At 72.2% G+C, this 24,678-nt stretch carries 17 protein-coding genes, 2 tRNA genes, 1 pseudogene and 1 riboswitch; of the genes and pseudogenes, 12 read left to right on the forward strand and 8 right to left on the reverse strand.

Going from position 1 to position 24,678, the window contains the following annotated elements; translation table 11 throughout:
• The 3 genes and pseudogenes from ACFY2Z_RS34870 to ACFY2Z_RS34880 form a co-directional block, all read left to right on the forward strand.
• A pseudogene (locus tag ACFY2Z_RS34870) lies at positions 1 to 347 on the forward strand (RNA helicase); the annotation flags it as partial.
• 212 nt (positions 348 to 559) lie between these two features.
• Complete coding sequence (locus tag ACFY2Z_RS34875) at positions 560 to 2,095, forward strand: amino acid permease (protein WP_390748010.1); 1,536 nt, start codon at positions 560 to 562, stop codon at positions 2,093 to 2,095.
• A gap of 99 nt (positions 2,096 to 2,194) precedes the next feature.
• Positions 2,195 to 2,267 (forward strand) — tRNA-Lys (locus tag ACFY2Z_RS34880).
• 158 nt (positions 2,268 to 2,425) lie between these two features.
• On the opposite strand, the gene ribA is transcribed toward ACFY2Z_RS34880, so the two are convergent.
• Positions 2,426 to 3,133 carry a GTP cyclohydrolase II gene (gene ribA, locus ACFY2Z_RS34885; RefSeq protein WP_390748011.1) on the reverse strand — a complete coding sequence of 236 codons (708 nt, stop codon included), beginning with the start codon at positions 3,131 to 3,133 and terminating at the stop codon, positions 2,426 to 2,428.
• A gap of 144 nt (positions 3,134 to 3,277) precedes the next feature.
• Entirely contained in the window at positions 3,278 to 3,793 is a 516-nt protein-coding gene (locus ACFY2Z_RS34890; RefSeq protein ID WP_390748012.1) for a MarR family winged helix-turn-helix transcriptional regulator, read from the reverse strand.
• 180 nt (positions 3,794 to 3,973) lie between these two features.
• Between ACFY2Z_RS34890 and ACFY2Z_RS34895 the strand changes: the two genes are divergently transcribed.
• The 5 genes from ACFY2Z_RS34895 to ACFY2Z_RS34915 all read left to right on the forward strand — a co-directional run bounded on the left by ACFY2Z_RS34895 (position 3,974) and on the right by ACFY2Z_RS34915 (position 9,483).
• Positions 3,974 to 5,122, forward strand: coding sequence for a dihydrofolate reductase family protein (locus ACFY2Z_RS34895; protein ID WP_390748013.1), 1,149 nt, complete (start codon positions 3,974 to 3,976; stop codon positions 5,120 to 5,122).
• Positions 5,123 to 5,205: 83 nt separating this feature from the next.
• A tRNA-Met gene (locus tag ACFY2Z_RS34900) sits at positions 5,206 to 5,279 on the forward strand.
• 172 nt (positions 5,280 to 5,451) lie between these two features.
• Positions 5,452 to 6,894 (forward strand): PP2C family protein-serine/threonine phosphatase, encoded by a 1,443-nt coding sequence (locus tag ACFY2Z_RS34905; protein WP_390748014.1) that lies wholly within the window; start codon positions 5,452 to 5,454, stop codon positions 6,892 to 6,894.
• Positions 6,895 to 7,160: 266 nt separating this feature from the next.
• A riboswitch (cyclic di-AMP (ydaO/yuaA leader) is annotated at positions 7,161 to 7,317 on the forward strand.
• Positions 7,318 to 7,328: 11 nt separating this feature from the next.
• Complete coding sequence (locus tag ACFY2Z_RS34910; protein WP_390748015.1) at positions 7,329 to 8,342, forward strand: M23 family metallopeptidase; 1,014 nt, start codon at positions 7,329 to 7,331, stop codon at positions 8,340 to 8,342.
• A 196-nt stretch (positions 8,343 to 8,538) separates the two neighbouring features.
• Positions 8,539 to 9,483 carry an aldo/keto reductase gene (locus ACFY2Z_RS34915; protein ID WP_390748016.1) on the forward strand — a complete coding sequence of 315 codons (945 nt, stop codon included), beginning with the start codon at positions 8,539 to 8,541 and terminating at the stop codon, positions 9,481 to 9,483.
• Positions 9,484 to 9,541: 58 nt separating this feature from the next.
• Here the strand turns inward: ACFY2Z_RS34915 and ACFY2Z_RS34920 are convergent, their stop codons facing one another.
• The 4 genes from ACFY2Z_RS34920 to ACFY2Z_RS34935 all read right to left on the reverse strand — a co-directional run bounded on the left by ACFY2Z_RS34920 (position 9,542) and on the right by ACFY2Z_RS34935 (position 14,834).
• Positions 9,542 to 10,891, reverse strand: coding sequence for a PrsW family intramembrane metalloprotease (locus tag ACFY2Z_RS34920; RefSeq protein ID WP_390748017.1), 1,350 nt, complete (start codon positions 10,889 to 10,891; stop codon positions 9,542 to 9,544).
• A gap of 63 nt (positions 10,892 to 10,954) precedes the next feature.
• Positions 10,955 to 11,812 carry a tRNA (guanosine(46)-N7)-methyltransferase TrmB gene (gene trmB, locus ACFY2Z_RS34925; protein ID WP_390748018.1) on the reverse strand — a complete coding sequence of 286 codons (858 nt, stop codon included), beginning with the start codon at positions 11,810 to 11,812 and terminating at the stop codon, positions 10,955 to 10,957.
• Positions 11,813 to 11,990: 178 nt separating this feature from the next.
• On the reverse strand, positions 11,991 to 13,208 hold the full coding sequence (gene lhgO / locus ACFY2Z_RS34930) for an L-2-hydroxyglutarate oxidase (RefSeq protein ID WP_390748026.1): 1,218 nt from the start codon (positions 13,206 to 13,208) through the stop codon (positions 11,991 to 11,993).
• Between the two features lie 201 nt (positions 13,209 to 13,409).
• On the reverse strand, positions 13,410 to 14,834 hold the full coding sequence (locus ACFY2Z_RS34935) for an MFS transporter (RefSeq protein WP_390748019.1): 1,425 nt from the start codon (positions 14,832 to 14,834) through the stop codon (positions 13,410 to 13,412).
• Between the two features lie 674 nt (positions 14,835 to 15,508).
• Here ACFY2Z_RS34935 and ACFY2Z_RS34940 point away from each other — a divergent pair.
• Positions 15,509 to 17,593, forward strand: coding sequence for an asparagine synthase-related protein (locus tag ACFY2Z_RS34940; RefSeq protein WP_390748020.1), 2,085 nt, complete (start codon positions 15,509 to 15,511; stop codon positions 17,591 to 17,593).
• A gap of 204 nt (positions 17,594 to 17,797) precedes the next feature.
• Here ACFY2Z_RS34940 and ACFY2Z_RS34945 read toward each other — a convergent pair whose 3' ends face one another.
• A complete protein-coding gene (locus tag ACFY2Z_RS34945; RefSeq protein WP_390748021.1) occupies positions 17,798 to 18,568 on the reverse strand; it encodes a TetR/AcrR family transcriptional regulator in 771 nt (256 codons plus the stop codon).
• Positions 18,569 to 18,949: 381 nt separating this feature from the next.
• On the opposite strand from ACFY2Z_RS34945, the gene ACFY2Z_RS34950 reads away from it, so the two are divergent.
• Both ACFY2Z_RS34950 and ACFY2Z_RS34955 read left to right on the forward strand, forming a co-directional pair.
• Positions 18,950 to 20,350 (forward strand): NAD(P)/FAD-dependent oxidoreductase, encoded by a 1,401-nt coding sequence (locus ACFY2Z_RS34950; protein WP_390748022.1) that lies wholly within the window; start codon positions 18,950 to 18,952, stop codon positions 20,348 to 20,350.
• A 203-nt stretch (positions 20,351 to 20,553) separates the two neighbouring features.
• Positions 20,554 to 22,203, forward strand: coding sequence for a SpoIIE family protein phosphatase (locus tag ACFY2Z_RS34955; RefSeq protein ID WP_390748023.1), 1,650 nt, complete (start codon positions 20,554 to 20,556; stop codon positions 22,201 to 22,203).
• Between the two features lie 13 nt (positions 22,204 to 22,216).
• Here ACFY2Z_RS34955 and ACFY2Z_RS34960 read toward each other — a convergent pair whose 3' ends face one another.
• Positions 22,217 to 23,491, reverse strand: coding sequence for an MFS transporter (locus ACFY2Z_RS34960; RefSeq protein WP_390748027.1), 1,275 nt, complete (start codon positions 23,489 to 23,491; stop codon positions 22,217 to 22,219).
• A gap of 167 nt (positions 23,492 to 23,658) precedes the next feature.
• Between ACFY2Z_RS34960 and ACFY2Z_RS34965 the strand changes: the two genes are divergently transcribed.
• Entirely contained in the window at positions 23,659 to 24,207 is a 549-nt protein-coding gene (locus ACFY2Z_RS34965) for a MarR family winged helix-turn-helix transcriptional regulator (RefSeq protein ID WP_390748024.1), read from the forward strand.
• Positions 24,208 to 24,678: the final 471 nt, after the last annotated feature.

Below are 24,678 nucleotides of genomic sequence, written 5' to 3' on the forward strand. Positions count from 1 at the left end.
GGGACGGCGACCGTGACCGTCGCCCGTTCGACCGTGACCGCCGTGACGACCGTGGCGGCCGTGACGAGCGGGGTGGCCGTGACGACCGTGGCGGCCGTTCCTTCGAGCGCCGTGACGACCGTGGCGGTTTCCGCCGGGACGGTGGCGAGCGCCGTTCGTTCGACCGGCGCGACGAGCGTGGCGGACACCGTGGCAGCGACCGCCCGTTCAACCGTGACCGCCAGGGTGACCGCCCCGGCTTCCGCCCCGGCGGCCATGACCGTCCGTTCGGCCGTCGTGACGAGCACCGCGGCACGGGCAGCTTCGGCCGTCGTGACGACAAGCCGCGCTGGAAGCGCAACGGCTGACGCAAGGCATCGGCTGACCCCGACACAGGCACCTGAGCGCCGCGCCCCCGCCCCGATCCGGGCCGGGGGCGCGGCGCTTTCCGCTTTCCGCCTCCACGGCCCCGTCCACGGGGATCCCCGGGTCGTTCCCCGGACGTCCGGACGGCGACTCTTGGCCACAGCACCGAGCCTGTGGCGCATGTCACGCCCTCGTTCGGGGAAACGCTGGGTGCATGACAAATGACGTACGACCGACAGGGCCGTCCGACGAAGAGCGGCTGGCCCAGCTCGGTTACACCCAGGTGCTCGCCCGGCGGATGTCGGCGTTCTCCAACTACGCGGTCTCCTTCACGATCATCTCCGTCCTCTCCGGCTGTCTGACGCTCTATCTCTTCGGCATGAACACCGGCGGCCCCGCCGTGATCACCTGGGGATGGGTGGCCGTAGGACTGATGACCCTGTTCGTCGGCCTGTCGATGGCCGAGATCTGCTCGGCCTACCCGACCTCGGCGGGCCTGTACTTCTGGGCCCACCAGCTCGCGCCGCGGCGCTCGGCCGCCGCCTGGGCCTGGTTCACGGGCTGGTTCAACGTGCTGGGCCAGGTGGCGGTGACGGCGGGCATCGACTTCGGTGCCGCGTCCTTCCTCGGCGCCTACCTCAATCTCCAGTTCGCCTTCGAGGTCACGCCCGGCCGCACGGTCCTGCTCTTCGCGGCGATCCTGGTTCTGCACGGCCTGCTGAACACCTTCGGCGTGCGGATCGTCGCCCTGCTCAACAGCGTCAGCGTGTGGTGGCACGTGCTGGGGGTCGGAGTGATCGTCGGCGCGCTGGCGTTCGTACCGGACCGCCACCAGTCGGCGTCCTTCGTGTTCACGCGGTTCGTGAACAACACCGGCTGGAGCAGCAGCGGCTACGTCGTCCTGCTGGGCCTGCTGATGGCCCAGTACACCTTCACCGGCTACGACGCCTCCGCCCATATGACGGAGGAGACGCACAACGCCTCCACGGCCGGCCCGAAGGGCATCGTCCGCTCCATCTGGACGTCCTGGGTGGCGGGCTTCGTCCTGCTCCTGGGCTTCACCTTCGCCATCCAGTCCTACGACGGGGAGCGCACGTCCCCGACCGGCGCGCCGCCCGCCCAGATCCTGCTGGACGCCCTCGGCGCGACCACCGGCAAGCTGCTGCTGCTCGTGGTGATCGGTGCGCAGTTGTTCTGCGGGATGGCCTCGGTGACGGCCAACAGCCGCATGATCTACGCCTTTTCGCGCGACGGCGCACTGCCCCTCTCGCAGGTGTGGCACACGGTCAGCCCGCGCACCCGCACCCCGGTGGCGGCGGTGTGGCTGGCGGCGCTCGGGGCGCTGGTCCTGGGGCTGCCGTACCTGATCAACGTCACGGCGTACGCGGCGGTCACCTCGATCGCGGTGATCGGCCTCTACATCGCCTATGTCATCCCGACCCTGCTGCGGGTACGCAGGGGTGACGCCTTCGAGCGCGGGCCCTGGCATCTGGGCCGCTGGTCGCAGGCGATCGGGGTGGTGTCGGTGGTGTGGGTCGCGGTCATCACGGTGCTCTTCATGCTCCCGCAGGTCTCCCCGGTCACCTGGGGGACGTTCAACTACGCGCCGGTCGCCGTCCTCGTCGTCCTCGGCTTCGCCGCGACCTGGTGGCTGGCCTCGGCCCGGCACTGGTTCCTCAACCCCCAGCACGAGCGCACCCTCGCCCGCGAGGCCGCCCGCGCCGGCTCCCCCGAACCGGTCGATCCGTAGCCCTTCCGGCACCCGCACGGCCCACTTCCGGCCCGGCTCCCCGATACCCGATCTACGAGACGGCCTCGTCCGGCTATGCTCGGGGAGGCAACACCGCCTGGGCCCTTAGCTCAATTGGCAGAGCAGTGGACTTTTAATCCATTGGTTGTGGGTTCGAGTCCCACAGGGCCTACGGCTGCGGGAGAGGGGTCTCCCCCCTCTGACCTGCTACGCGGCGCCCGGGTCGGCTTCGGTCGGCTCGGGCGCTGTCGCGTTCTCGGGTCCGTGGGTGAGCGCGGTGTGCTCGGCTCGGACGAGTCTGAGCAGGCTCGTGTACGTGTCCGAGGTGGGTCAGCCCGCCGTCAGCTCCGTGAGGGGCAGGGTGTGCTGGGTGTGGACGACCTTGGCGCGCAGGTAGCGGACGTTCTGCGCCGTGGTGAAGACGCCCGTGGGGACGTGGCGGGTGACCGTCAGGCCCAGGCCGCGCAGTTGGGCGGCCTTGTCGGGGTTGTTGGACAGCAGGTCCAGGGTGTCGATGCCGAGGGCGCGCAGCATCTGCCCGGCGGCCGTGTAGTCGCGGGCGTCCTCCGGCAGGCCGAGCGCGGCGTTCGCCTCGTAGGTGTCCAGACCCTGGTCCTGGAGGGCGTAGGCGTCCAGCTTGTTGTAGAGGCCGATGCCACGGCCTTCCTGACGGAGGTACAGCAGGACGCCGCCCCGGTCGGCGATGCGCTCGACCGCCTCACGCAGCTGGGGTCCGCAGTCGCAGCGGGCCGAGCCGAAGACGTCGCCGGTCAGGCACTCGGAGTGCAGCCGCACCAGCGGCGGGCGGTCGGCGGCGGGCTCGCCCAGGAGCACGGCCACATGTTCCTGGCCGTCGACGAGGCCGTGGAAGGTGACCAGGTCGGCGGTGACCGTGTAGCCGTCGCCGAAGCGGAGCGGGACCGTCACGCGGGTACGGACCGTGGCGGCGGCATCTGCGGCGGTGGGGAGGTCGGTGGGGAGACGGGTCGGTTCGCTGCTGTCACTGGATGCGGTGGCGTCGTCATGTGAGTCGCGCATGTTGTCCTTCTCCGGGCCGGCGGTTGCGGGTACGGAGGATGCGCCCCATGCTTCAGATTTGAAGCACAACCTCGGTCGGAGACTCTAACGCGCGCTCGCTTTAAAATTCAAGCAATTTCGGGCGACCGGGTCCGGTCGCTCAGGTCACTCCGCCGCCCCGGACGAGCGCCGGCGCCACGGCAGTCCGTCGCACACGGGCCGCTCCTCGCCGCCCTGGAGCGCCTCCGTGATCCGGGTGGAGATCGCTTCCAGCTGGGTCACCTGCTCAGGCGTGAGGTGGTCGAAGACGGCGGCGCGGACCGTCTCGACATGGCCCGGCGCCGAGCGCTCCAGGAGTGCCGCGCCCGCGTCCGTGAGGACCGCGATACTGCCGCGCCGGTCGGTGGGACAGCCCTCGCGGCGGACCGTGCCGTCCTTCTCCAGGCGGGTGACGACGTAGGTCAGCCGGCTGCGCGTGATCTTCAACGTCTCCGCGAGATCGGTCATCCGCATCTGCTGGCCGGGCGCGTCGGAGAGGTTGGCGAGGACGGAGTAGTACAGATGCGGCATGCCGGCGTCCTGCTGGAGCTGCCGGTCGATCACGTCCTCCAGAAGCCATGACGCGGCGAGGTAAGCGCGCCAGGCGCGCAGTTCCTCGGGGGTGAGCCAGCGGGTCGTCATGTGTCCAGTGTAGTTATTGTTTTAAAGTTGAAACAAGATCCGGCGCCCCCGTGGGATCTGGACCTCCGGCCCCGCCACGGCGCATCCTGGCCACGCGGCGGGACCCGCCCCGGACATCTCTGGCCCCCGACTCCTGCTCCGCCCTCGTCCCTCGCTCTTCGACCCCTGGAGTGCACCCCCATGGCCCAGCCCTACGTCCTGTTGTCCGCCGCCGTCTCCCTCGACGGTTTCCTGGACGACACCGGCCCCGAGCGGCTCCTGCTGTCCGGACCGGAGGACTTCGACCGGGTCGACGAGGTGCGGGCGGGCAGCGATGCGATCCTCGTCGGCGCGGGCACGCTGCGCACCGACAACCCGCGGCTGCTGGTCTACTCCGAGGAGCGGCGCGCGGCCCGGGTTCGCGCCGGCCGGCCGGAGTACCCGCTGAAGGTCGCGGTCAGCGCGTCCGGTGACCTCGACCCGGACGCCCTTTTCTGGCACACGGGGGGCGCGAAGGCGCTCTACACCACGGACAAGGGTGCGGAGCGGCTGAGCGGGCTGCTGCCGGCGGACGTGGACGTGGTCGCGCTCGGCCCCGATGTGGAGTGGCGCGCCGTGCTCGCTCACCTCGGTGACGTCAAGGGCGTGGGCCGGCTGATGGTCGAGGGCGGCGGCCAGGTGCACACACAGCTGTTGCAGCAGGGCCTCGCGGACGAGCTCCAGCTCGTCCTCGCGCCACTGGTCGTGGGGCAGCCCGACGCGCCGCGGATGTTCGGGCCGGGGGCGTACCCGCCGGGACGGATGCGGCTGCTGGAGACGCGGCCGGTCGGGGACGTCGTGCTGATGCGCTACGCGCCCGCCGCGCCCGGCACCGGCAGGTCGGCCTCGGCCGCGGACCGGCGCTGGCTGGAGACCGCGTGCGAGCTGGCGGCGCAGTGCCCGCCCTCCCGGACGGCCTTCAGCGTGGGTGCGGTGATCGTCGCGGCCGACGGGACGGAGCTGGCCCGGGGGCACTCCCGGGAGGGCGGGGACCCGGTGGTGCACGCGGAGGAGGCGGCCCTGGCGAAGCTGGACCCGGCGGATCCGCGACTGGCCGGCGCGACGGTCTACAGCAGCCTGGAGCCGTGCGCCCGCCGCGCCTCCCGGCCCGCGCCGTGCGCCCGTCTGATCCTCGACGCCGGGGTGCGGCGGGTGGTCACGTCCTGGCGTGAACCGGACACGTTCGTGGCGGCGGCGGACGGCAACGGTCTGCTGACGTCAGAGGGGGCGGATGTGGTGGTGCTGCCCGAGTACGAGGAGCGGGCCAAGGCCCCGAACGCCCATCTGCTGTCCCCGGACGGAGGCCGCTGACGGCCGGAGAACGGTGGTGAAGCCCTGTGGACGTAAACCTGTGTGCTTCGTGTCCTGCGCATGGCGTACACTGGAATCACCGACGCGGGGTGGAGCAGCTCGGTAGCTCGCTGGGCTCATAACCCAGAGGTCGCAGGTTCAAATCCTGTCCCCGCTACTGAAGGCCGAGGGCCGGAATCCGAAAGGGTTCCGGCCCTCGGTTTTTTCTGTGCTCTTCACCCACTGCTCCCCTTCCCGTCCGGGGCCTCTCCTATCCCCGTCCACAGGGTGTGTACGCCGGTCGGCCCACAGCGGTCGCCCCTCGCCCGTCCTGCGTGAAGCCTGGACGGGTGGTTCAGCGAGGAGGCGCGTGGCGGATCGAGGCGCCGTGCGACGAGCAGGGCAGCGGGCCAGGACCCGGAACTCCGTACGAGGGGAGCGGCATCCCGTACGACCGCACCAGCAGCGGCCCGGCCGTGCGTCCTTCCCCGAAGGACAGCGCACGGCCCGACGATCGGGCCGACGGACGAACCCACGGTCGGCGCGGTGGCCGACCCGAGGGCCGACCCCATGATCAGTCCGACAGCCGGCCGCACGTTCGATCCGAGGACGTCCGGTCGCCGGGCACCGGGTCCGACGACGGGGGGACGACGGACGCCCGCCCGCCGGGCGCCGGCCCCGGGCACGTCCGTCCCCCGGAGCCCGGCCCGGCGGAGAGCCGGCGGAGTTCGTACGCGCGGGCGTTTCTGCGGGCCCTGCCCGCACTGCTCATCGGCCTCGGCGTCTGCTGCGGCCGGCTGACCCCGTCCGTCTTCCCGGCCGTCCCCCTCTTCACCGCCGCCCCGCTCGTCGCCGCGCCCCTGCACTCGCTGCGCGCCACCGTCGTCACCGGCACCGCGGCCCTCGCCGCCGTTCTGGCCGTGCACCTCGGGCTCGGGGCGTCCGGCGCGGCCACCGAGGCGGTCACCACCGCCGCGGCCGCCGTACCCGCCGTGCTGATCAATGTGCTCGTACGCCGCAACGACGCGCGCCTCGCCTCCGCCCGCCGGATCGCCGAGGCCGCCCAGCGCGCCGTACTGCCCGAGCCCCCCGCGCGGATCGGGGGGCTACGGATCGCCGCCCGGTACGAGGCCGCGCAGGCCGACGCCTACATAGGCGGCGACCTGTACGCCGTCCAGGACTCACCGCACGGTGTACGGCTCGTGGTCGGGGACGTGCGGGGCAAGGGGACGGGTGCCGTGGCCGCGGTCGCCGTGGTGATCGGCGCCTTCCGGGAGGCGGCCGAGCAGGAGGCCACGCTGGAGGCCGTCGCCCGGCGCCTGGAGCGGGCGCTGTCGCGCGAGGGCATCCGCCGGGACGGCCCCGACAGCGACGAGGAGTTCACCACCGCGGTCCTCGCGGAGATCCCGCACGGGGAGGAGGGCGTCGTCCGGATCGTCGACCGGGGGCACCCCGCCCCCCTGCTGCTGCTCCCGGACGGCACCCTGCGCGAACTGGAGGCCCGCGAGCCGGCGCTGCCGCTCGGCATGGGCGATCTCGCCCCTGGGCCCGACGGCGCGGAGAAGTGGGACTTCCCGCCCGGTTCGACGCTGCTCTTCTTCACGGACGGCGTCTCGGAGGCACGGGACGCGCGCGGCGAGTTCTACGACCCGGCCCGCCGCCTCGCCGGGCGGGTTCTGCCCACCCCCGGCGCCGTGCTCGCCGCCGTCACGGAGGACGTCGCCCGCCACACCGGCGGCCAGGCGACGGACGACATGGCGCTGCTCGCCGTGCGCCGGTCCGAGCACCGCTGAACCCGTCGAGGGCCAACCGCCGCTGAACGTCCGGGCGTTGTCACGGTGAGTGAGTGGGCGGCCCGCTTTTGATAACAACTGACGCAGAGTCAGAACCGGTGGTGCGGGTGAGGTGCGGTCAACTCGCCCGTTTTACGCCGATCCTGTCATTAAAGTCCTGGCCAGAAGCGTTAATGATCTGTCCGAACAGCTTGGAATCCGGGCCCGACGTCTATTAACGTTCGATAACGCAGCGCGGTCGTCCCAGCCGTCACCAGAGGCGGCTCCGTGCGCGTGTGCCGAATCCCGCAAGGGAGCCGGGGAACCACCACCTTGGGGTGAATCGAGCGGATATCGCCGTGTGAAAACGGTCGGTATACGCGCGTAGGAGACCTTCCCCTCCGAACCCGTCAGCTAACCCGGTAGGCGAAACGGAAGGAAAGGAGTGCGCCCACGTGGCGTCCAACCGGCCTGCCGAGAGCACCTCGTTCGCCCCGAGCGGCACGCAGACCATCGGGTTCGCGCCCCGCCCCGACGAGGGCCCCTGGGAGGAGTGGAATCCCACCGAGGACTCCGTCCGCCCCGTCCGCGGTCGGCACCGCGTCACCAGGCAGCGCGGCGGCGGACTCGCCCGCAGCTCCACCGTTCTCGGCGTCGGCGTGATGGCCGCGGTCGGCGCGGGTGGCATGGCCACCGCGCAGACCGGCAAGCCGCCGGTGTCCATATCCCTCCCCGACCTCTCCTCGGTCACCCACTCGGCCAAGGAGCTCATCGGCGAGGACACCAGCGCCCCCGAGGGCTCCGCCACCGCCCTGAGCGCCGCCGGTGTGAGCACCACCGACGCCGTCGCGGGCACCAAGGACGCGGGTGAGGCGCTGCGCAGCCGGATCATGCAGCAGGCCGAGTCCCAGCAGGACCGGATCGCCGCGGCGGCCGCACAGGCCGCCCAGGACGCCGCCACGAAGAAGGCCGCCGCAGCGGCGGCCAAGGCCCAGGACACCGCCAGGAAGGCGGTGGCTGCGGAGGTCAAGAAGAAGGCCGAGGCCGCCCGACTGGCGGAACTGGCCAAGCAGTTCACGCTGCCGACCTCCTCGTACACCCTGACCTCGCGCTTCGGTGACGCCGGCGCCATGTGGTCCTCCGGCTACCACACCGGCCTCGACTTCGCCGCCCCCACGGGCACGCTCATCAAGGCCATCCACAGCGGCACCGTCACCCAGGCGGGCTGGGCGGGCTCGTACGGCTACCGCACGGTCCTCACCCTCGACGACGGCACCGAGCTGTGGTTCTGCCACCAGTCGTCGATCAGCGTCAGCGTCGGCCAGAAGGTCTCCACGGGCGACGTCATCGGCCGCGTGGGCGCGACCGGCAACGTCACCGGGCCGCATCTGCACCTGGAGGTCCACCCGGGCGGCGGCAGCGCGATCGACCCGATGGCGTGGCTGCAGAGCAAGGGCGTCAATCCCTGACATCCGGGTCCCCGCCCCGCTTCCCGGCGCGGGTCACCACCTGAACTCCGGCGGTCCTGGCGACATCCCCCCGACGTCAGGGCTGCCGGTCAGGCGCGTGTGCGCCCCTCCCGGCCGGGCCCAGCAGGCCGGAATTCCCCCATGCGGACAGCTTCGACCGGAATAAGATCTTCCGGATCGAGCGCTGAAGTACAGCATGACTTCCCTTCGCAAGTTCGGCTCCTCGGACCTCGAGGTCTTCCCCCTCTCCCTCGGTGGCAACGTCTTCGGCTGGACCGCCGACGAGGCGCAGTCCTTCGCCGTGCTCGACGCCTACACGGCGGCCGGCGGCAACTTCGTCGACACGGCCGACGTCTACTCGGCGTGGGCGCCCGGCAACAAGGGCGGCGAGTCCGAGACCGTCATCGGCAAGTGGATCGCGGCGCGCGGCAACCGCTCCGACGTGATCATCGCGACCAAGGTCAGCCAGCACCCCGAGTACAAGGGGCTGGGCGCCGCCAACATCAAGGCCGCGGCCGACGCGTCCCTGCGCCGCCTGGGCACCGACTACATCGACCTCTACTACACGCACTTCGACCAGCCCGAGGTACCGGTGGAGGAGATCATCGGCGCGCTCGACGACCTGGTGAAGGCGGGCAAGGTGCGCGCCATCGCCGCCTCCAACATCTCCGCCGAGCGCCTGCAGGCGTCCCTCGACTTCTCCGAGCGCGAGAACCTGGCCCGCTATGTGGCGCTCCAGCCGCACTACAACCTGGTCTCGCGGGACACCTACGAGGGCCCGCTGCAGGACGTCGCGGCCCGCGCGGGCCTGGCGGCCGTCCCCTACTACTCCCTCGCGTCCGGCTTCCTGACCGGCAAGTACCGGCCGGGCACGACCGTGGACTCGGCGCGCGCGCAGGGCGCGGGCAAGCACCTGGAGACCGAGCGCGGCCGACGGGTGCTCGCGGCTCTCGACGAGGTCGCGCAGGAGCGGGACGCACAGATCCCGACGGTGGCCCTGGCCTGGCTCGCGGCCCAGCCCACGGTCGCGGCGCCGATCGCCTCCGCCCGCACGGTGGAACAGCTGCCCGCGCTGCTGGCGGTGGCGGACCTGACCCTGACGGAGAAGGACCTGGCCAGGCTGACCGAGGCGTCCGCGTAATCATCCGGTGCGGGCTGTCCCCCGGGGACAGCCCGCGGCTCCACGGCCGACAGAGTTTCTACGGCTGATAGGGGTTGTACGCGGGATACGCGGGATACGCGGGATACGGCGTCGTCGGTCCGTAACGCGGCGCCGGGTACCACGGGACATGTCCGTAGCCGTACCCGTACCCGGGCCAGACCGGCAACGGCATCGGCGCCGTCGTGCGCGCCGCGTGCGCCAGGGCCGGCCGTGCCACCGCACGCCGCGCCCACAGTGCGGAGAGCAGCTCACCCTCCCGTGCGACGAAGTCGGCTCCCGCCCGGCCGCGGCGCCCCCGGTGCCGCAGGAACGCCAGTGACGTCGCGTACGCCTCGTACTCCGCGACCGAGCGCGCCGCCGCCTTCCCGACATGCTGCCGCGCGTACTGCCGGGCCAGCCGCCGCGCCCGCATGGAGCCGAGTACGAACGGTTCCGCCGGCCCCAGCCACCCGGTGGCCGCGTACGCCGGCAGCTCCTCCCGCACCGTCCGCAGCTCCCGCTGCCGTGTCCAGATCACCAGCCAGGTCAGCAGGGCGAACGCGGGCGCCATGAAGGACGCGTACACCGCGAAGAACCCGTACTCGCCGAACGACGAGGATCCGTTCCACATCGAGTGCATGCCCATGGCGAGCAGCAGCCCGCCCAGCGGCAGCAGGACACGGCGTGCCCGTCGCTGCTCCGCCGACATCGCCGCGACACCGAACCCGATGCCGGTGAGCACGGTGAACAGCGGATGCGCGAAGGGCGCCATCACCACCCGGACGAAGAAGGTCGCGGCGGTCACGGAGGCGAGGCCCCGCCCACCGCTGAGCTGGTCCGTGCCGAAGGCCGTGCCCAGATAGAGGATGTTCTCGGTGAAGGCGAAGCCGGTCGCGGTAACCCCGGCTATCACCACCCCGTCCACGATCCCGGTGAAGTCGCGTCTGCGGAAGAGGAAGACCAGCAGCACGGCCGCCGCCTTCGCGGACTCCTCGACGATCGGCGCTATCAGGGTCGCGCCCAGTGTGTCGGCGCTGTGCGGGTCGGCGGTCGCGGTGGCTATCCACCGGGTCGCGAAGCTGTTCGCGACGATCGCGATGAGCGCGGCCGCGCAGGCTCCCCAGGCGAAGGCGAAGATCATGTTCCGCCAGGGCCCGGGTTCCACCCGGTCCAGCCAGCGGAAGGCGGCGACCAGCAGCGGCACGGGCAGCACCGCGAGTCCCAGTCCGACCAGGAACCCCTCGGTGCCCGTCTGCTGTCGCACGAGGGCGAGGATGACGAGGCCGGAGAGCGCCAGGAGCGTGGCCGGCGCACCGTAGCGCACCCACCGACGCTGCCACCAGTGCGGATGCCGGCCCTCGCCCGCGTTGCCGGCGGGACGCGTCGGATACGGGGGACAGGTGGCCACGGAATCGACCCTAACGAGACAGGGGCGCCGCCCGCGACGGTGCCCGGCGGGCCCGCGGGGCGCTCAGTCGCCGGCGGAGGACTGGTCCCGGTGCTGTACGCGCCGGAACAGCAGGTCGTTCACGACATGACCCTTGTCCAGCCCCTGACCTTCGAAACGGGTCAGCGGACGGAATGCGGGACGTGGCGCGTAACCGCCCTCGGGCTGGGTGTTCTCGAAGTCGGGGTGCGCGGTGAGCACCTCGAGCATCTGCTCGGCGTACGGCTCCCAGTCCGTCGCGCAGTGCACCAGCGCGCCCGGTCTGAGGCGGGCGGCGGCGAGCGTGAGGAACTCGGGCTGGATCAGTCGCCGCTTGTGGTGGCGCTTCTTGGGCCAGGGGTCGGGGAAGTAGACGCGCAGCCCGTCGAGCGCGTCGGGCGCGAGCATCTCGCGGAGCAGGATGATCGCGTCGCCGTTCGCGACCCGGACGTTGGTCAGCTGGTTCCGTTCGGCGAGAGCCAGCAGATTGCCCTGGCCGGGGGTGTGCACGTCGACGGCGAGGATGTTGGTGCCCGGGTCGTCGGCGGCCATCCGCGCGGTGGCCTCGCCCATGCCGAAGCCGATCTCCAGCACCACGGGCCGCGTGTTCCCGAACAGCTCGGTCAGGTCCACGGTCCGCTGTCCGTCGATGTCCAGGCCCCACAGGGGCCACAGCCGCTGCAGGGCGTCCGCCTGCCCGGTGGTCACCCGGCTGCGTCGCGGCTGGAAGCTCCGGATCCGCCGCTCGAAGTGGGACCCCGCGGGATCGGCCTTCGGCCCGCCGGGGAACCGTGGCTCCCCCTTGGCCCGGCTGCGGTCACTGGAGGCTCCGGGGATGCGCTGAAGCCGACCGCCGGGGGCGGCCTCGGGGTCTTCGGAGGCGAAATTGAGAGAGTCAGACACAGTGGCATCAATTTTAAGGGGAACGCGCTGACAGCTTGCCGGTCCGGTGAGGCGGAGCCCGGCCGGTCCGTCGAGGGGGCGGGCGGTGGCCGCGCGCCCCGGTGCGGGGGTGGCGGGTGGGCGTGTGTCTGGTTCGCGGGTGGGCGTGTGTCCTGGTTCGCGGGTGGCGGGTGGCGGCTCAGTCCGGGTCCAGCGCAGCCAGGGCCCGGCGCGCGACCTCCCGGCCGATCGGCAGCGAGGCGGTGGCCGCGGGCGACGGCGCGTTCAGCACATGCACCGCCCGTGCCGTCTCCCGGATCAGGAAGTCGTCCACCAGTGTCCCGTCCCGCAGCACGGCCTGCGCACGGACCCCCGCCGGAGCCCGGACGAGATCGTCCGCCCGCACCTCCGGCAGCAGTCTGCGCACCGCCTGCGTGAACGCCCCCTTCGACACCGACCGCCGCAGCTCGCCCGCCCCGTACCGCCAGTGCCGCCGGGCTATCCGCCAGGACCCGGGCCAGGTCACCGTCTCGCCGACCTCCCGCGGTCGTACGACCCCCCAGCCGTATCCCTCGCGGGCCAGCGCCGGGACCGCGTTCGGTCCGATGTGGACCTCTCCGTCGACGCCCCGTGTGAGATGCACCCCGAGGAACGGGAACGCCGGATCGGGCACCGGATACACCAGCCCCCGCACCAGCTCGGGCCGGGCCAGCGTGTAGTACTCACCCCGGAACGGCACGATCCGCATGCCCGGCTCGTCCCCGGTCAGCCGGGCCACCTCGTCGCAGTGCAGCCCGGCGCAGTTGACCAGCGCGCGTGCGCGAAGGACCGTCCCGTCGGCCGTGCGCACGGCGACGCCCAGTGCCGGGCGCCGGTCGATCCGTACGACCCGGGCCCCGTAGCGGATCTCCGCCCCGGACGCCTCGCCCAGCTGCCGGGCGACCGCCACGAAGTCGCAGATCCCGGTCGTGCCCACGTGGATGGCCGCGACTCCGCGCACCTCCGGTTCGTACTCCGTGATCTGGGCCTGGCCCAGTTCCCTCACCGGTATGCCGTTCTCCCGGCCGCGCTGGACGAGTGCGTGCAGGCGGGGCAGCTCCTCGCGCTCCGTGGCGACGATCAGCTTTCCCGTGACGGAGTGCGCGATGCCGTACTCCGCGCAGAACTTGACCATCTCGGCGGCGCCCTCGGCCGCGTACCGCGCCTTCAGGGAGCCGGGGCGGTAGTAGATCCCGCTGTGGATGACCCCGCTGTTGCGCCCCGTCTGATGGCGGGCCGGGCCCGCCTCCTTCTCCAGGACCGTCACCCGGGTGCCGGGGGCGGCACGCGTGATCGCATACGCCGTCGACAGCCCGACGATGCCGCCGCCGATCACCAGCACATCGCAGTCGTACGCGATCTTCCGCACCTGCTCCACCTCCCGGTTTCGATAGTGCACTGCGCCACTGACAATGCCCTCAAACCCAGGAGGAACCGAAGACCGCGCAGGTCACACGGCCGCGTCGGCCCCCGAAAAGGGGCGCGCCGGGACAACTGCGGCCCCACCGCATCCGTGCCCGTCCGGTCACCGCCCGAGCCCGCGGGCACCCACGCCCGCCCGCGGCCCCGAGCGGCGCCCCTACGCAGGCGCCATCAGCAGAGGCCGAGCCCGCTCCCGCAGCTCCGCCACACGCGGTTCGTCCCCGTACGGTTCCAGCCGGTGCAGCAGGTCCCGCACGTACTCGGTGGTGCGCGCCGACGATATGCGCCCGGCTACCTCCACCGCCCGCACTCCCTGCTCGCAGGCCGCGTCCAGGTTGCCCGACTCCAGCTCGGCGACCGCCGACACGACCAGCCGCAGCCCGTGGGAGCGCACGAACTCCTCGGTGGGCTTGGACAGGGCCTGCTCGGTGAAGCGGCGGACCTGGCGCGGGGCCTTGAGGTCGCGGTAGCACTCGGCGGCGTCGGCCGCGAAGCGGTCGTAGGAGTAGAAGCCGAGCCAGGACGGGTCGTTGTCGCCGTCGCGGGCACGTTCCAGCCAGCCCTCGGCGGCCTTCAGGGAGGCGCCGGCCGCCTGGGCGTCACCCGCGCGCGCGTGCGCCCGTGCCTCGACGAGACGGAAGAAGCTCATGGTGCGGGCCGTGGCCAGGCCGCGGTTGCGCTCCAGGGCGGCCTGCGCGAGGTCGACGCCCTCGTCGCCGAAGCCGCGGTAGGTCGCCTGGAGCGACATGGAGGCCAGGACGTATCCCCCGAGGGGGACGTCGGCGGCCGCGCGCGCGAGGCGCAGCGCCTGGATGTAGTAGCGCTGGGCGGCCTCCTGCTGTCCGGTGTCGAAGGCCATCCAGCCGGCCAGCCGCGTCAGTTCGGCGCTCGCCCCGAACAGCGCACGGCCCACTTCGTCCGAGTAGGACCCGAGCAGCAGCGGCGCCGCCTCCACCCGGAGACACTCGGGCACCATGGAAGAACGCCAGTCGCCGCCCCCGTACTTGGAGTCCCAGCGCCTGGCGTCCTCCGCGGCCTCCCGGAGCTTCTGGACGTCGCTGTGGCCGACCTTCAGCGGTGATCCCGCCCCGTCGCCGGAGTCGGGGTCGCGGGCCACCGAGCTGTCGGCCGGGGTTATCAGCCAGCGGGAAGCAGGGGTCGCGTAAGCGCTCACTGCGAACGATCCGGCCAGCGACTGCCAGATGCCGCCGCTGCCGGCCCGGCGCCCGGCGAGGTCGAGGCGGTACAGCTCCGTCGCCGACTTCACCGCCTGTCCTACGTCCCGGGGGAAGGCGAGGCCGACTTCCGGTGCGGGATCCGCGTCCGCCAGACCGATCTCGTGGAGCGGTACGGGGCGGCCGAGCTTCTGGCCGATGGCCGCGGCGATGAGGTGCGGCGCGGCGCCCTGCGGCACCATGCCCTTCGACACCCAGCGCGCCACCGACGTCTTGTCGTAGCGAAGAGTCAACCCGCGTTGGGCGCCAAGGTCGTTGACGCGCCGCGCGAGTCCTGCGTTGCTGATTCCCGCGAGGGCGAGAACGGCGCCGAGCTTTTCGTTCGGCCCGCGTTGCTCCCTGGACATGCGCCACCCCTCGACACAGACGGCTGCCGCGGCAATGGCATAACCGCGCGGCATTCGTAAACCCAGCGTAGTTCGCCGCATCCCAAGCGTTAAGGGGCTTAAATCCGGATGGCGGGATTGTGGTCCGTACCTCAGTACGGAGTGTTGCGGCGTGCTCCTGGTGTGTGGCCGTGCGCCTGTCCGTGCGCTCTTCTCCGGCCACCGGGCGGCGGGGTTCCATGGGTCGTGCGTGGGTCGGCCCGCTGTACTGGATCCAGTGGGCTGGGGGACACCGCCGCCTCCATCCCCGCGGGCGGCGGACCGGTCCGGGAGGCGAACTCCGCCTCCCGGACTGTGCGTTGCGCCGGGCCTGTACGGAGCGTGCGCAAGCCTGCCCGTCTGCGGCCGATTTGGCCGAAAACCGACGGCGGTTCTCGCGGGTGATCAGGCCCCCGACCACCACACTTGAGGGCGCGAACGGGGTTTTCGGGGAGCGTACCGGGGGCGCATTCGCGTCGCCGGAATTTGTCGATGTTCCTGGGCGGAAAGGGAGTTCACCGGCCGGTCGCCGGGGTCCCGAGGGCGCATTCAGGGGCGCGCAAGACGCGGCGCACGCCCTCCGGCGCGCATTCTTCGTGGCAGCATGGGAGCCGTTCGTACGGTGCACTGGTTGTCCACAGCCTGTGGAGGCGTCGATGCGGTGGTTGGTGGGATGGAGCAGCACCGCCGCTGGAGCCGCCGGGCCGGGATCGGCCGGAGCCACCGGATACGACGGCGAGACCCTGCACCCGGTGGGTGCCCAACTGCTGTGGGGCGACCCCGATCCGCTGTGGGCCGTCGGCGACTGGCGCCCCGACGAGGTGCGCGTCGTGAAGGCGGACGCCCAGACCCGGATCGCGGTCCTCGGCATCTGCGGAGCCTCCGACGAGGAACTGCGCGTCGGGCTGCTCGCCGCCCGGGGCGGGGCACTGCGTCATCTGACCGCCTGGTCCGGCAGCTACACCGCCGTCGTCCAGGTCGGGCGCCGGATCACGGTGTGCGGTGATCTCGCGGGCGCGCGGCCCGTCTTCCACACCCCCTGGGCCGGCGGCACCGCGTACGCGACCGCCGCGCTCCCCCTCGCGGACCTCATCGAGGCCAACCTGGACTTCGGGCATCTGGCGGCCCTTCTCGCCGCCCCCGACGTACCGGCCGCGGTCCATGACTCGACCCCCTACGACGGCGTACGGCGCATTCCGCCCGGGCACGCGCTCATCCTGCGCGCGGGTGCCCGCGAGATCGCCGGCTACGACCCGGTCGCCTCCCTGGCGGTCGCCGCGCCCCCGGCGGACCCGGGCGACGCGGTGGACGCGGTGCGCGACGCCCTCGTCGACGCCGTCCGCGCCCGTCTGTCGGCCCCCCGCCATGTGCCGGGCGTGGAGATCGACCCCGGGCCCGTCCCCGGAATGGGCCCGGCCGAGCGCCGCGCCGCGCGCGGGGTGCCCGTCCCCGGCATCGGCGCCGATCTCTCCGGAGGGTCGGCCTCCGGCACGCTGGCCCTGCTCGCGGCCGGTCTGCCCGGCATGCCAGGCACCGTCCTCGGGCACGGCACCGGAGCCGGCGAACGCCTGCTCGCCGTCACCTTCAACGACCTCGCCGTGCGGGGCCGCGAGGCCGAGCTGGAGCGGGCCGGCACCCTTGCGGCCAATCCCCGGCTGCACCACGTGGTGGTCACCGGCGGCGAGGAGGTCCTGCCCTACGCCGAGCTGGAGGGCCCGCTGACGGACGAGCCGGGCCCGTCACTGGTGACGGCGGCCAGGCACCGCGCGCGACTGGCCTCGGGCAGCGCGGACCACTTCACCGGCTACGGCGCGCGCCAGGTCCTCGACGCCCATCCGGCCCGTCTCGCGGACCTGCTGATGGACCGCAAACGACGCCATCTCGTCCGCCCGGTCGCCGCGCTGGCGAAGGCGGACGGCTCGGTGCTGGTCCCCGCCCGGGTGTACGCCGCGGCGCGCAAACTGGCCCGCACGCCGTACCGGACCGGTGTCGACGCGCTGGGCGACCGTCTGATGCAGCGGCGCTTCGACGAGCCCGTGGGCGCGGTGGGCGCCTCGCTCGCCGCCCTCACCTGGGCCAGACCCGGACCGGCGGCGCGCTGGCTGACCGGTGAGGCCCTCGCAGAAGTATCGGTTCGCCTGCAAGGAGCCGCAGGCCGGGCGGGAGTCGGTCCCGGGCAGCGCCCGGGCGACCACCGCGCGCGTGCCGCGCTGGCACGACACGCGGCGGATGTACGGGTGCTGGAACAGGCCGCCGAGATCCGCTCCCAGCGGCTGCACTCGCCGTTCCTGGACAACCAGGTCGTCCGCGCCTGCCGTGCGCTGCCGGAGGCGCTGCGCGTCCAGCCCGGGGCGCGGGCGGCGATCCTGCGCACGGTCCTGGAGGGTGCGGGCGTCGGCGGACTGCCGCCCGGCTGGGGCGCACCGTCGCACGCGACCTCGGCGGCCGCGTCCCGCGCCGGGCTCCGGGTCGCCGTGCACTCCCTGATGGCCCTGTTCGACACGCCCCTGCTGGCGGAGGCGGGCCTGGTGGAGGCCCGGGTCGTCCGCAAGGCCGTGCGCGCGGCGGTCGACGGCGCGCCCGTCCCGCTGGACGGCCTCGCGGACCTGGTCTCCCTGGAGCTGTGGCTGCGCCGTCTGCTCGCCCGCCGGGGCACCTGCTGGACGGGCACCCCCGCCCGGGCGCGCGCCGTACCGGCCGGCATCTCGACGCGGGGACGGGCGCTCGGCGCGGGGGCATGACGGCCGCAGGGCCGACGGCACCTTTCACCGCCGGCGTTCACCGCCTCCGCGCTCGCCGCATCGCCGCCCGCACCGCGAGCACCTCACGAACCGACGGATCGCCCGCGTCCGGACGCCACGCCGTCCCCCGCTCGCACAGCGGAACGGGGAACGGCGATCGTGTCCGCGTCGGAGAAGGTCCCGGAAGTCAGGACCCCGCCTGTCTCACACCGGGCGGGACCGCAGACCTTCCAGAAGGATGTCGAGCAGCCGGGCCGAGGCCGCCGCCTGCTGTGCCGCGTCCGGCAGCGAGGGCGCCGCCGTGGCGATCACCAGCAGGACGTCCGAGACGGTGACGTCCGGCCGTAGCTCACCCGCCGCACGCGCCCGCTCCACGAGCTGCCCGACGACCTCCAGCAGCGCCGCCGTGCCCACGTCGTCCGGCTCCGGAGCGGACCGCTGCCCGACGAGCCGCAGCTCGGCCGTCGGCAGGGACCGCTGCTGCGGCAGCAGCGCCTCGCCCACAGGCGCCGTACCGGCCCCGGCCCCCTCGGTCTCTTCGTCGGCCACGCCGACCCGCAGCACCTGCGGCGGCAGCAACCGCCCCGCGCCCGACGCCACCGACGTCCGCAGGAAGCGCGACAGTGCCGACCACGGCTCGTTCTCCTGGCCGAGCGCCGCCCTGGCCTGGTCGGTCAGCCGGGAGGTCTCCTCCTCGGCTATCCGCCGCACCAGCACGTCCTTGCTCGGGAAGCGCCGGTACACCGTGCCGACACCGACCCGCGCGCGCCGCGCCACGTCCTCCATCGGCGCGCCGTAACCCAGCTCGCCGAAGACTTCGCGTGCCGCGCGCAGTACGTGTTCCAGGTTGCGCTGTGCGTCCACCCGCAGCGGCGCCGTACGCGCACTGTCCTCGCGTGCGTTGCCCGCCGCGCCCACCGGGCCCGCCGGTGCGGCGGCGGACGCGGCTGACCAATGAGAGTCCTGAATGTGCATAAGTGTTCCCCCGGTAACGACGTCTCCCCCCGGAGACTCTCCCCGCCATTGGAAGCCGGAGCGTACGGAACGAGCGTCGTTCGTGACCGGGCCCGCCCGTCGCGAGCCTGTCGAGCCCATCCCCGTTACACCCCGTCGACACACGAACATAGTTGAGAGGGGGTCAATTCAGAAGGGGCAGGTTCCGTACGGAGCGCCCCCCGATCGGAGTACGGGGCGGTTACGTCCCGATTGCGCCCCCTAGTTCCACCCGGCTCACACCCATTGACCTGCGGTCTTTCCCCGCACTCCGGTAATTCGGCCAACCCTGCCGGGTACCGCCGTCCGGTCACACAATTTGCCGGGCCTGTGGACAAACTCGCGCGTCCGGTGCGTCATGGGATGGTGACGGCTGCATTCCACCGGGCGACGCCCACCGAACCCGCGAAGTGTGTGCGCATCCTCATCGTCGGCGGCGGCTACGTCGGCCTGTACACGGCCCTGCGCCTGCAGCGGAAACTGAAGGCGGAACTCGCCAGGGGCGCGGCGGAGATCGTGGTGGTCTCGCCCGATCCCTACATGACGTACCAGCCGTTCCTGCCCGAGGCGGCCGCCGGCGCCATCTCGCCGCGCCATGTGGTCGTCCCGCTGCGCCGGGTCCTGGACGGCTGCCGGGTGGTCATCGGCGAGGTCACCGCCATCGACCACGCCAAGCGCACCGCCACCCTCGGCACACTCGCCACCGAGGAGAGCGGGCGGACCGAACAGATCTCCTACGACGAACTCGTCCTCGCCCCGGGCTCCGTCTCGCGCACCCTCCCGATCCCCGGCCTCGCCGACCACGGCATCGGTTTCAAGACCCTCGAAGAGGCCATCGGCCTGCGCAACCACGTCATCGAACAGATGGACATCGCCTCCTCCACCCGGGACCCGGCGATTCGTGACGCGGCCCTCACCTTCGTCTTCGTCGGCGGTGGATTCGCCGGCGTGGAGGCGCTCGGTGAGCTGGAGGACATGGCCCGCTACGCCACGCGCTACTACCACAACGTGGAGCCCGAGGACATGAAGTGGATCCTCGTGGAGGCCTCCGACCGCATCCTCCCGGAGGTCGGCGCGGAGATGGGCCGGTACACGGTCACCGAGCTGCGCCGCCGCAGCATCGACGTACGCCTGGAGACCCGTCTGGAGTCGTGCGTCGACCGGGTGGCCGTCCTGTCCGACGGCGCACGCTTCCCGACCCGTACGGTCGTGTGGACCGCCGGGGTGAAGCCCCACCCGGTCCTCGCGGCCACCGATCTGCCGCTGAACGACCGCGGGCGGCTGAAGTGCACCCCCGAGCTGAGCGTGGACGGCGTCACGCACGCGTGGGCCGCGGGGGACGCGGCCGCCGTCCCGGACGTCACCGCCGAGGAACCGGGCAAGGAGACCGCCCCCAACGCCCAGCACGCGGTGCGCCAGGCCAGGGTCCTCGGCGACAACATCGTGCGCTCACTGCGCGACCAGCCCCTGGAGACGTACGCTCACAAGTACGTCGGCTCGGTCGCGTCCCTGGGGCTGCACAAGGGCGTCGCACACGTCTACGGGCGCAAGTTGAAGGGCTACCCCGCGTGGTTCATGCACCGCACGTACCACCTGAGCCGGGTGCCCACCTTCAACCGCAAGGCGCGGGTACTGGCCGAGTGGACCCTCGCGGGACTCTTCAAGAGGGAGATCGTCTCCCTCGGTTCACTCGAACATCCCCGTGCGGAGTTCGAACTCGCGGCCGGTGGAAAGCCTTCAAGGGACCCGAAGGGGTCGTCCTGACCGAATCCAGGAACTCCACCGAAAGGGCCGACGTCTGACGGATGTCGGCTCGGTCCGACAGACTGGTCCCCGACCGAGGGCGGGCCGGTCCTCGCCCTGACGAACCCAGCAGACCTTTCCCCCTGCGCCACCCCGGGGGCAGGCCCCCGGACCCGACCTGATCCGGAGCCGGCCGGCTACGACAACGACGAGGCAAGGAATCGGTGAACTTCACCCGCTGGAGCGCCCGGCTCCCCGGAACGCAGCGCCGCGCCGCAGCGCGGACCGAGCACACGGTCTCCCCGGACCGGCGGGGGGAAGGCTCCGTGCCCGCGGCCCGCGTCGAGCGGCTCACCGAGGACGCGCCGACCATGCCCGCCGTCGACGAGCTGCCGGTGCGCGAGGTCCTCGACCGCATCCCGGCCCTCGTCGCCCTGGTGCACGGCCCGGACCATCGCGTCGCGTATGTCAACGACGCCTACGCGGCGGCCTTCGGCCCCCGGCCGCCCGGCGAACCCGCGCGCGAGGCACTCCCCGAGCTGGAGGAACTCGGCCTCCTCCCGCTCCTGGACCAGGTGCTGCGCAGCTCCAGGCCGCGCACGGTCAAGTCCCGCAAGGCGCCCGGCGGCCGGTCGTACACGTTCACGTGCACACCGGTGGACGTACCCGGCGACACCTCCCGGGGCGTGCTCGTGTTCGCCGCCGATGTCACGGACCACGCCGAGGCCGCCGAGCGGCTGCGCGCCAGCGAACGCGAGCAGCGCCGCACGGCGGTGACCCTTCAGCGCTCCCTGCTGCCCCAGGAGCTGGAGCAGCCCGACGATCTGCGCATCGCCGCCACCTACCAGCCCGGCGGCACGGAGGCCGCGGTCGGCGGCGACTGGTACGACGTCATCACCCTGGGCGGCGGCCGCACGGCCCTCGTCATCGGCGACGTGATGGGCCGGGGGGTCAGGGCCGCCGCGGTCATGGGCCAGCTCCGTACGGCCGTCCGCGCCTACGCCCGCCTGGACCTGCCGCCCCACGAGGTCCTCCAGCTCCTCGACGGTCTCGCCATGGAGATCGACGCCAACCAGATCGCGACCTGCGTCTACGCCGTCCACGACCCGAACGAGGGCCGGCTGGTGTACGCCTCGGCGGGCCACCTCCCGATCCTGGTCCGCGACGAGAACGGCCAGGTCCTGCGCGCCGACGAGCCGACCGGCCCGCCGCTCGGCACCGGTGGCTGGATGCATGCGTCGGGCTCGGTCCCGCTGGTACCCGGCTCCACCGCGGTCCTCTACACCGACGGCCTGGTCGAACGCAGGGACGCCGACCTGGACGAGGGCATCGCGGCCCTGGCGAGCGCCCTCGCGGGCGCGACGGGCACGCCCCAGGTGATCTGTGACCGGCTGCTGCGCTCGGCCGGCGTCACCGCGGGCCACGACGACGACGTCGCGGTCCTCGTCCTCCAGCACCCCGCGCGCACGGGCCCGGACGGCGAACTCTTCCGCAACGCCGCCCTGGAGCTGCTCGGCGGGGTGGAGGCGGCGCCCCGCGCGCGTGCCTTCGCCTCCGGCGTCCTGACCAGCTGGCGGTTCCCGACGGATCTGCACGACCTGGGGGTGCTGGCGGCCAGCGAGCTGGTCGCGAACTCGCTGCAGCACGGCACGCCGCCGATGAGGCTGCGTCTCAGACGCACGGACCGTCGGCTGATCATCGAGGTGACGGACGGGGACGACCAGCTGCCCCGACGCCGTCGGGCGGAACCGGCGGACGAGGCGGGGCGGGGCATCGCGATCGTGGCGACGATCGCGACCAACTGGGGGTCGCGCCGCACGCCCGGCGGCGGGAAGGCGGTGTGGTGCGAGTTCGCACTGCCGAGCGAGGGGTGAGTGGCGCGCCCGTTCAGACGTGCGCCGAGGCGGGCTCCGTCGACGGGCCGCCCTGCGCCACCACCAGGCTCCGCGCGTGCGACGGCTGGTTCTGAACGGGGGTGAGCCGACGCCCGAGCCGGACCGCGAGGACCGTGATGCCCAGTGAGAACAGCAGGAACGTGACGACGTACGGCGCGGGCAGCGACGCGGCCAGCGGGCCGCCCACCGCCGGGCCGACCGCGAGGGCCAGCTGCTTCACCAGGGCGAAGGCCGAGTTGTACTGGCCCGCCATGCCGGTGGGCGCGAGATCGGCCACCAGCGGAGCGAGCGTCGGGGACAGCATCGCCTCACCGAGACCGAACAGCGCGTACGTCGACACGAACGCGGCGGCCGCCATGGCCTTGCTGCCGTGGCCGAGCCCGGCGTACCCGGCGACGGCCCAGGCGACGGCCCAGATGAGACCCACCGCCGCGATGACCCGCGAGCGCCTGCGCCGCTCCACGAACTTGAGCACCGCGAACTGCGCGACCACGATCATCGCCGTGTTCGCGGCCAGCGCCGTGCCCAGCGTGGACGTCGAGATCCCGGCGGCCTCGACGCCGAACGCGCTCAGACCCGACTCGAACTGGCCGTAGCAGGCGAAGAACAGCACGAAGCCCAGCACGCACAGCTGCACCATGGCCCGGTTGCCCAGCAGCTGCTTCCAGCTCGCCCGGCCGCTCTGCGGAGCCCCGTCCTCCATCTGCGGCGCGTGCGGCACCCGTACCGTCGACATGAGGACGACGAGCAGCCCGAAGATCGCGGCCTCGATCGCGAAGAGCAGGGTGAAGGACGCGGCGCGGGAGGTGTCGACCAGGTGGCCGCCGATCAGGCCGCCGACACCGAGCCCCAGGTTCTGCAGAAAGAACTGGAGGGCGAAGGCGCGCGACCGGGTCTCCGTCGTCGAGCAGTCCACGATCATCGTGGCGAGCGCCGGCTGCATCACGGCCTGCCCGGCACCGAGCACCGCCGCCGACAGCAGCACGGTCACCGCGTTCTTCGCGAGCCCCAGGCTGAGCGATCCGACGGCGGCGGTGGCCAGGGCGGCGAGCAGGACCGGGAGGGGGCCGCGCCGGACGATGGCCCGTCCGGCGAGCGGCAGCACCACGAGCGCTGCCACGGCGAAGACGGCGAGCACGACGCCCGCCGTCGCGGCACCGAGATCCCGCACCTGCGCCACATAGACGTACAGATACGGGACGGTGAAGCCGAGGCCGAACGCGCTGAGTGCGTTGCCCACATGAATCCGGCGCATCGCTGCGCCCATCGCCCTGGTCACGTTCACCTGCCCTAGGAAGAGGGGCCGCTCGGGAGGGGACCGGATGTCTTACCTCTGAAGCGGTTAACCCTGAAGACTTAGAAGCTAAAGTTCGAAGCTAAACAGTACACCCCGAAGGACTTCAACGCCAAGCAAGCGCGTGCGATACTGCGGACATGGGCGACACATCCGGCGTCAGCGAGCCGACCCTCGACGAACAGATCGCCGCATACCAGCGCGAGTTCCGGGACCTGGACCCGCAGGTCGAGAAGATCGTCTCGGCGCTGTCCCGGCTGAACCGCCGGATGCACGTCGCCTACGGCCGGCAGACCGCCGCGCTCGGCATCAGCAATGCGGAGTGGGAGGTCCTCAAGGCCCTCGTGCTGGCCGGGGCCCCCTATCGCATGGGTCCGAGCGAGCTGGCCAAGCGGCTCGGTCTGACGCCGGCCGCGATGACCCACCGCATCGACCGCATGGTGGGGGAGGGTCTGGTCACCCGTGAGCGCGACGAGGCCAACCGGGTCCGGGTGATCGTCGAGCTGACCTCCGAGGGCCGCGAGAAGTGGCTCGAAGCGATGCGTCTCGCCTCGGGCTTCGAGGAGGACCTGCTCCAGGACCTGTCGTCCGAGGAACGCAACGTCCTCGGTGAGGCGCTGACCCGTCTGCTGCGCCGCGTGGAGCACGCCCAGCCCGACGCGGGCGGCCGTCTGAGCGACCTGGACTGACGCGGCGGAAGGTTTGCCGGCATGTCTCCCTGGGGAGGCTTGACAGTCCACACCTCGATCCGTAAAGTTCTTCGGGTTGCCACGGAGCCGTAACGGTTCTGCGACAGCACCTCCGCCGCAGCAGCGGCACCAACCACTCAGCACGATCTCCCAACCGGGTGGAATTCGGCGTGCCCGAATTCAATTCGATTTGGGTACGGCGACTCCGATCCGACGCGATTGGGAATCGCCGGAGAGATCCGCTAAGGTTGGACTCGTCGGAACGGCCCAAGGGCCGGGACGGCAACCCCGGTTGACCGGGGATCAGGACTTGAAGAGCTCGAAAAGAGCCCGACAGGATCTGATAAAGTCAACACCGCCGGAAGGCCGAAAGGCCGGAAAGCACCGAGGAAATCGGGTCGAGAAAAGATCTGATAGAGTCGGGAACACCGAAGGGAAGCGCCCGGAGGAAAGCCTGAGAGAGTCTCTCGG

It is taken from the genome of Streptomyces sp. NPDC001222 (assembly GCF_042896945.1).
Lineage (GTDB): Bacteria > Actinomycetota > Actinomycetes > Streptomycetales > Streptomycetaceae > Streptomyces > Streptomyces gibsoniae.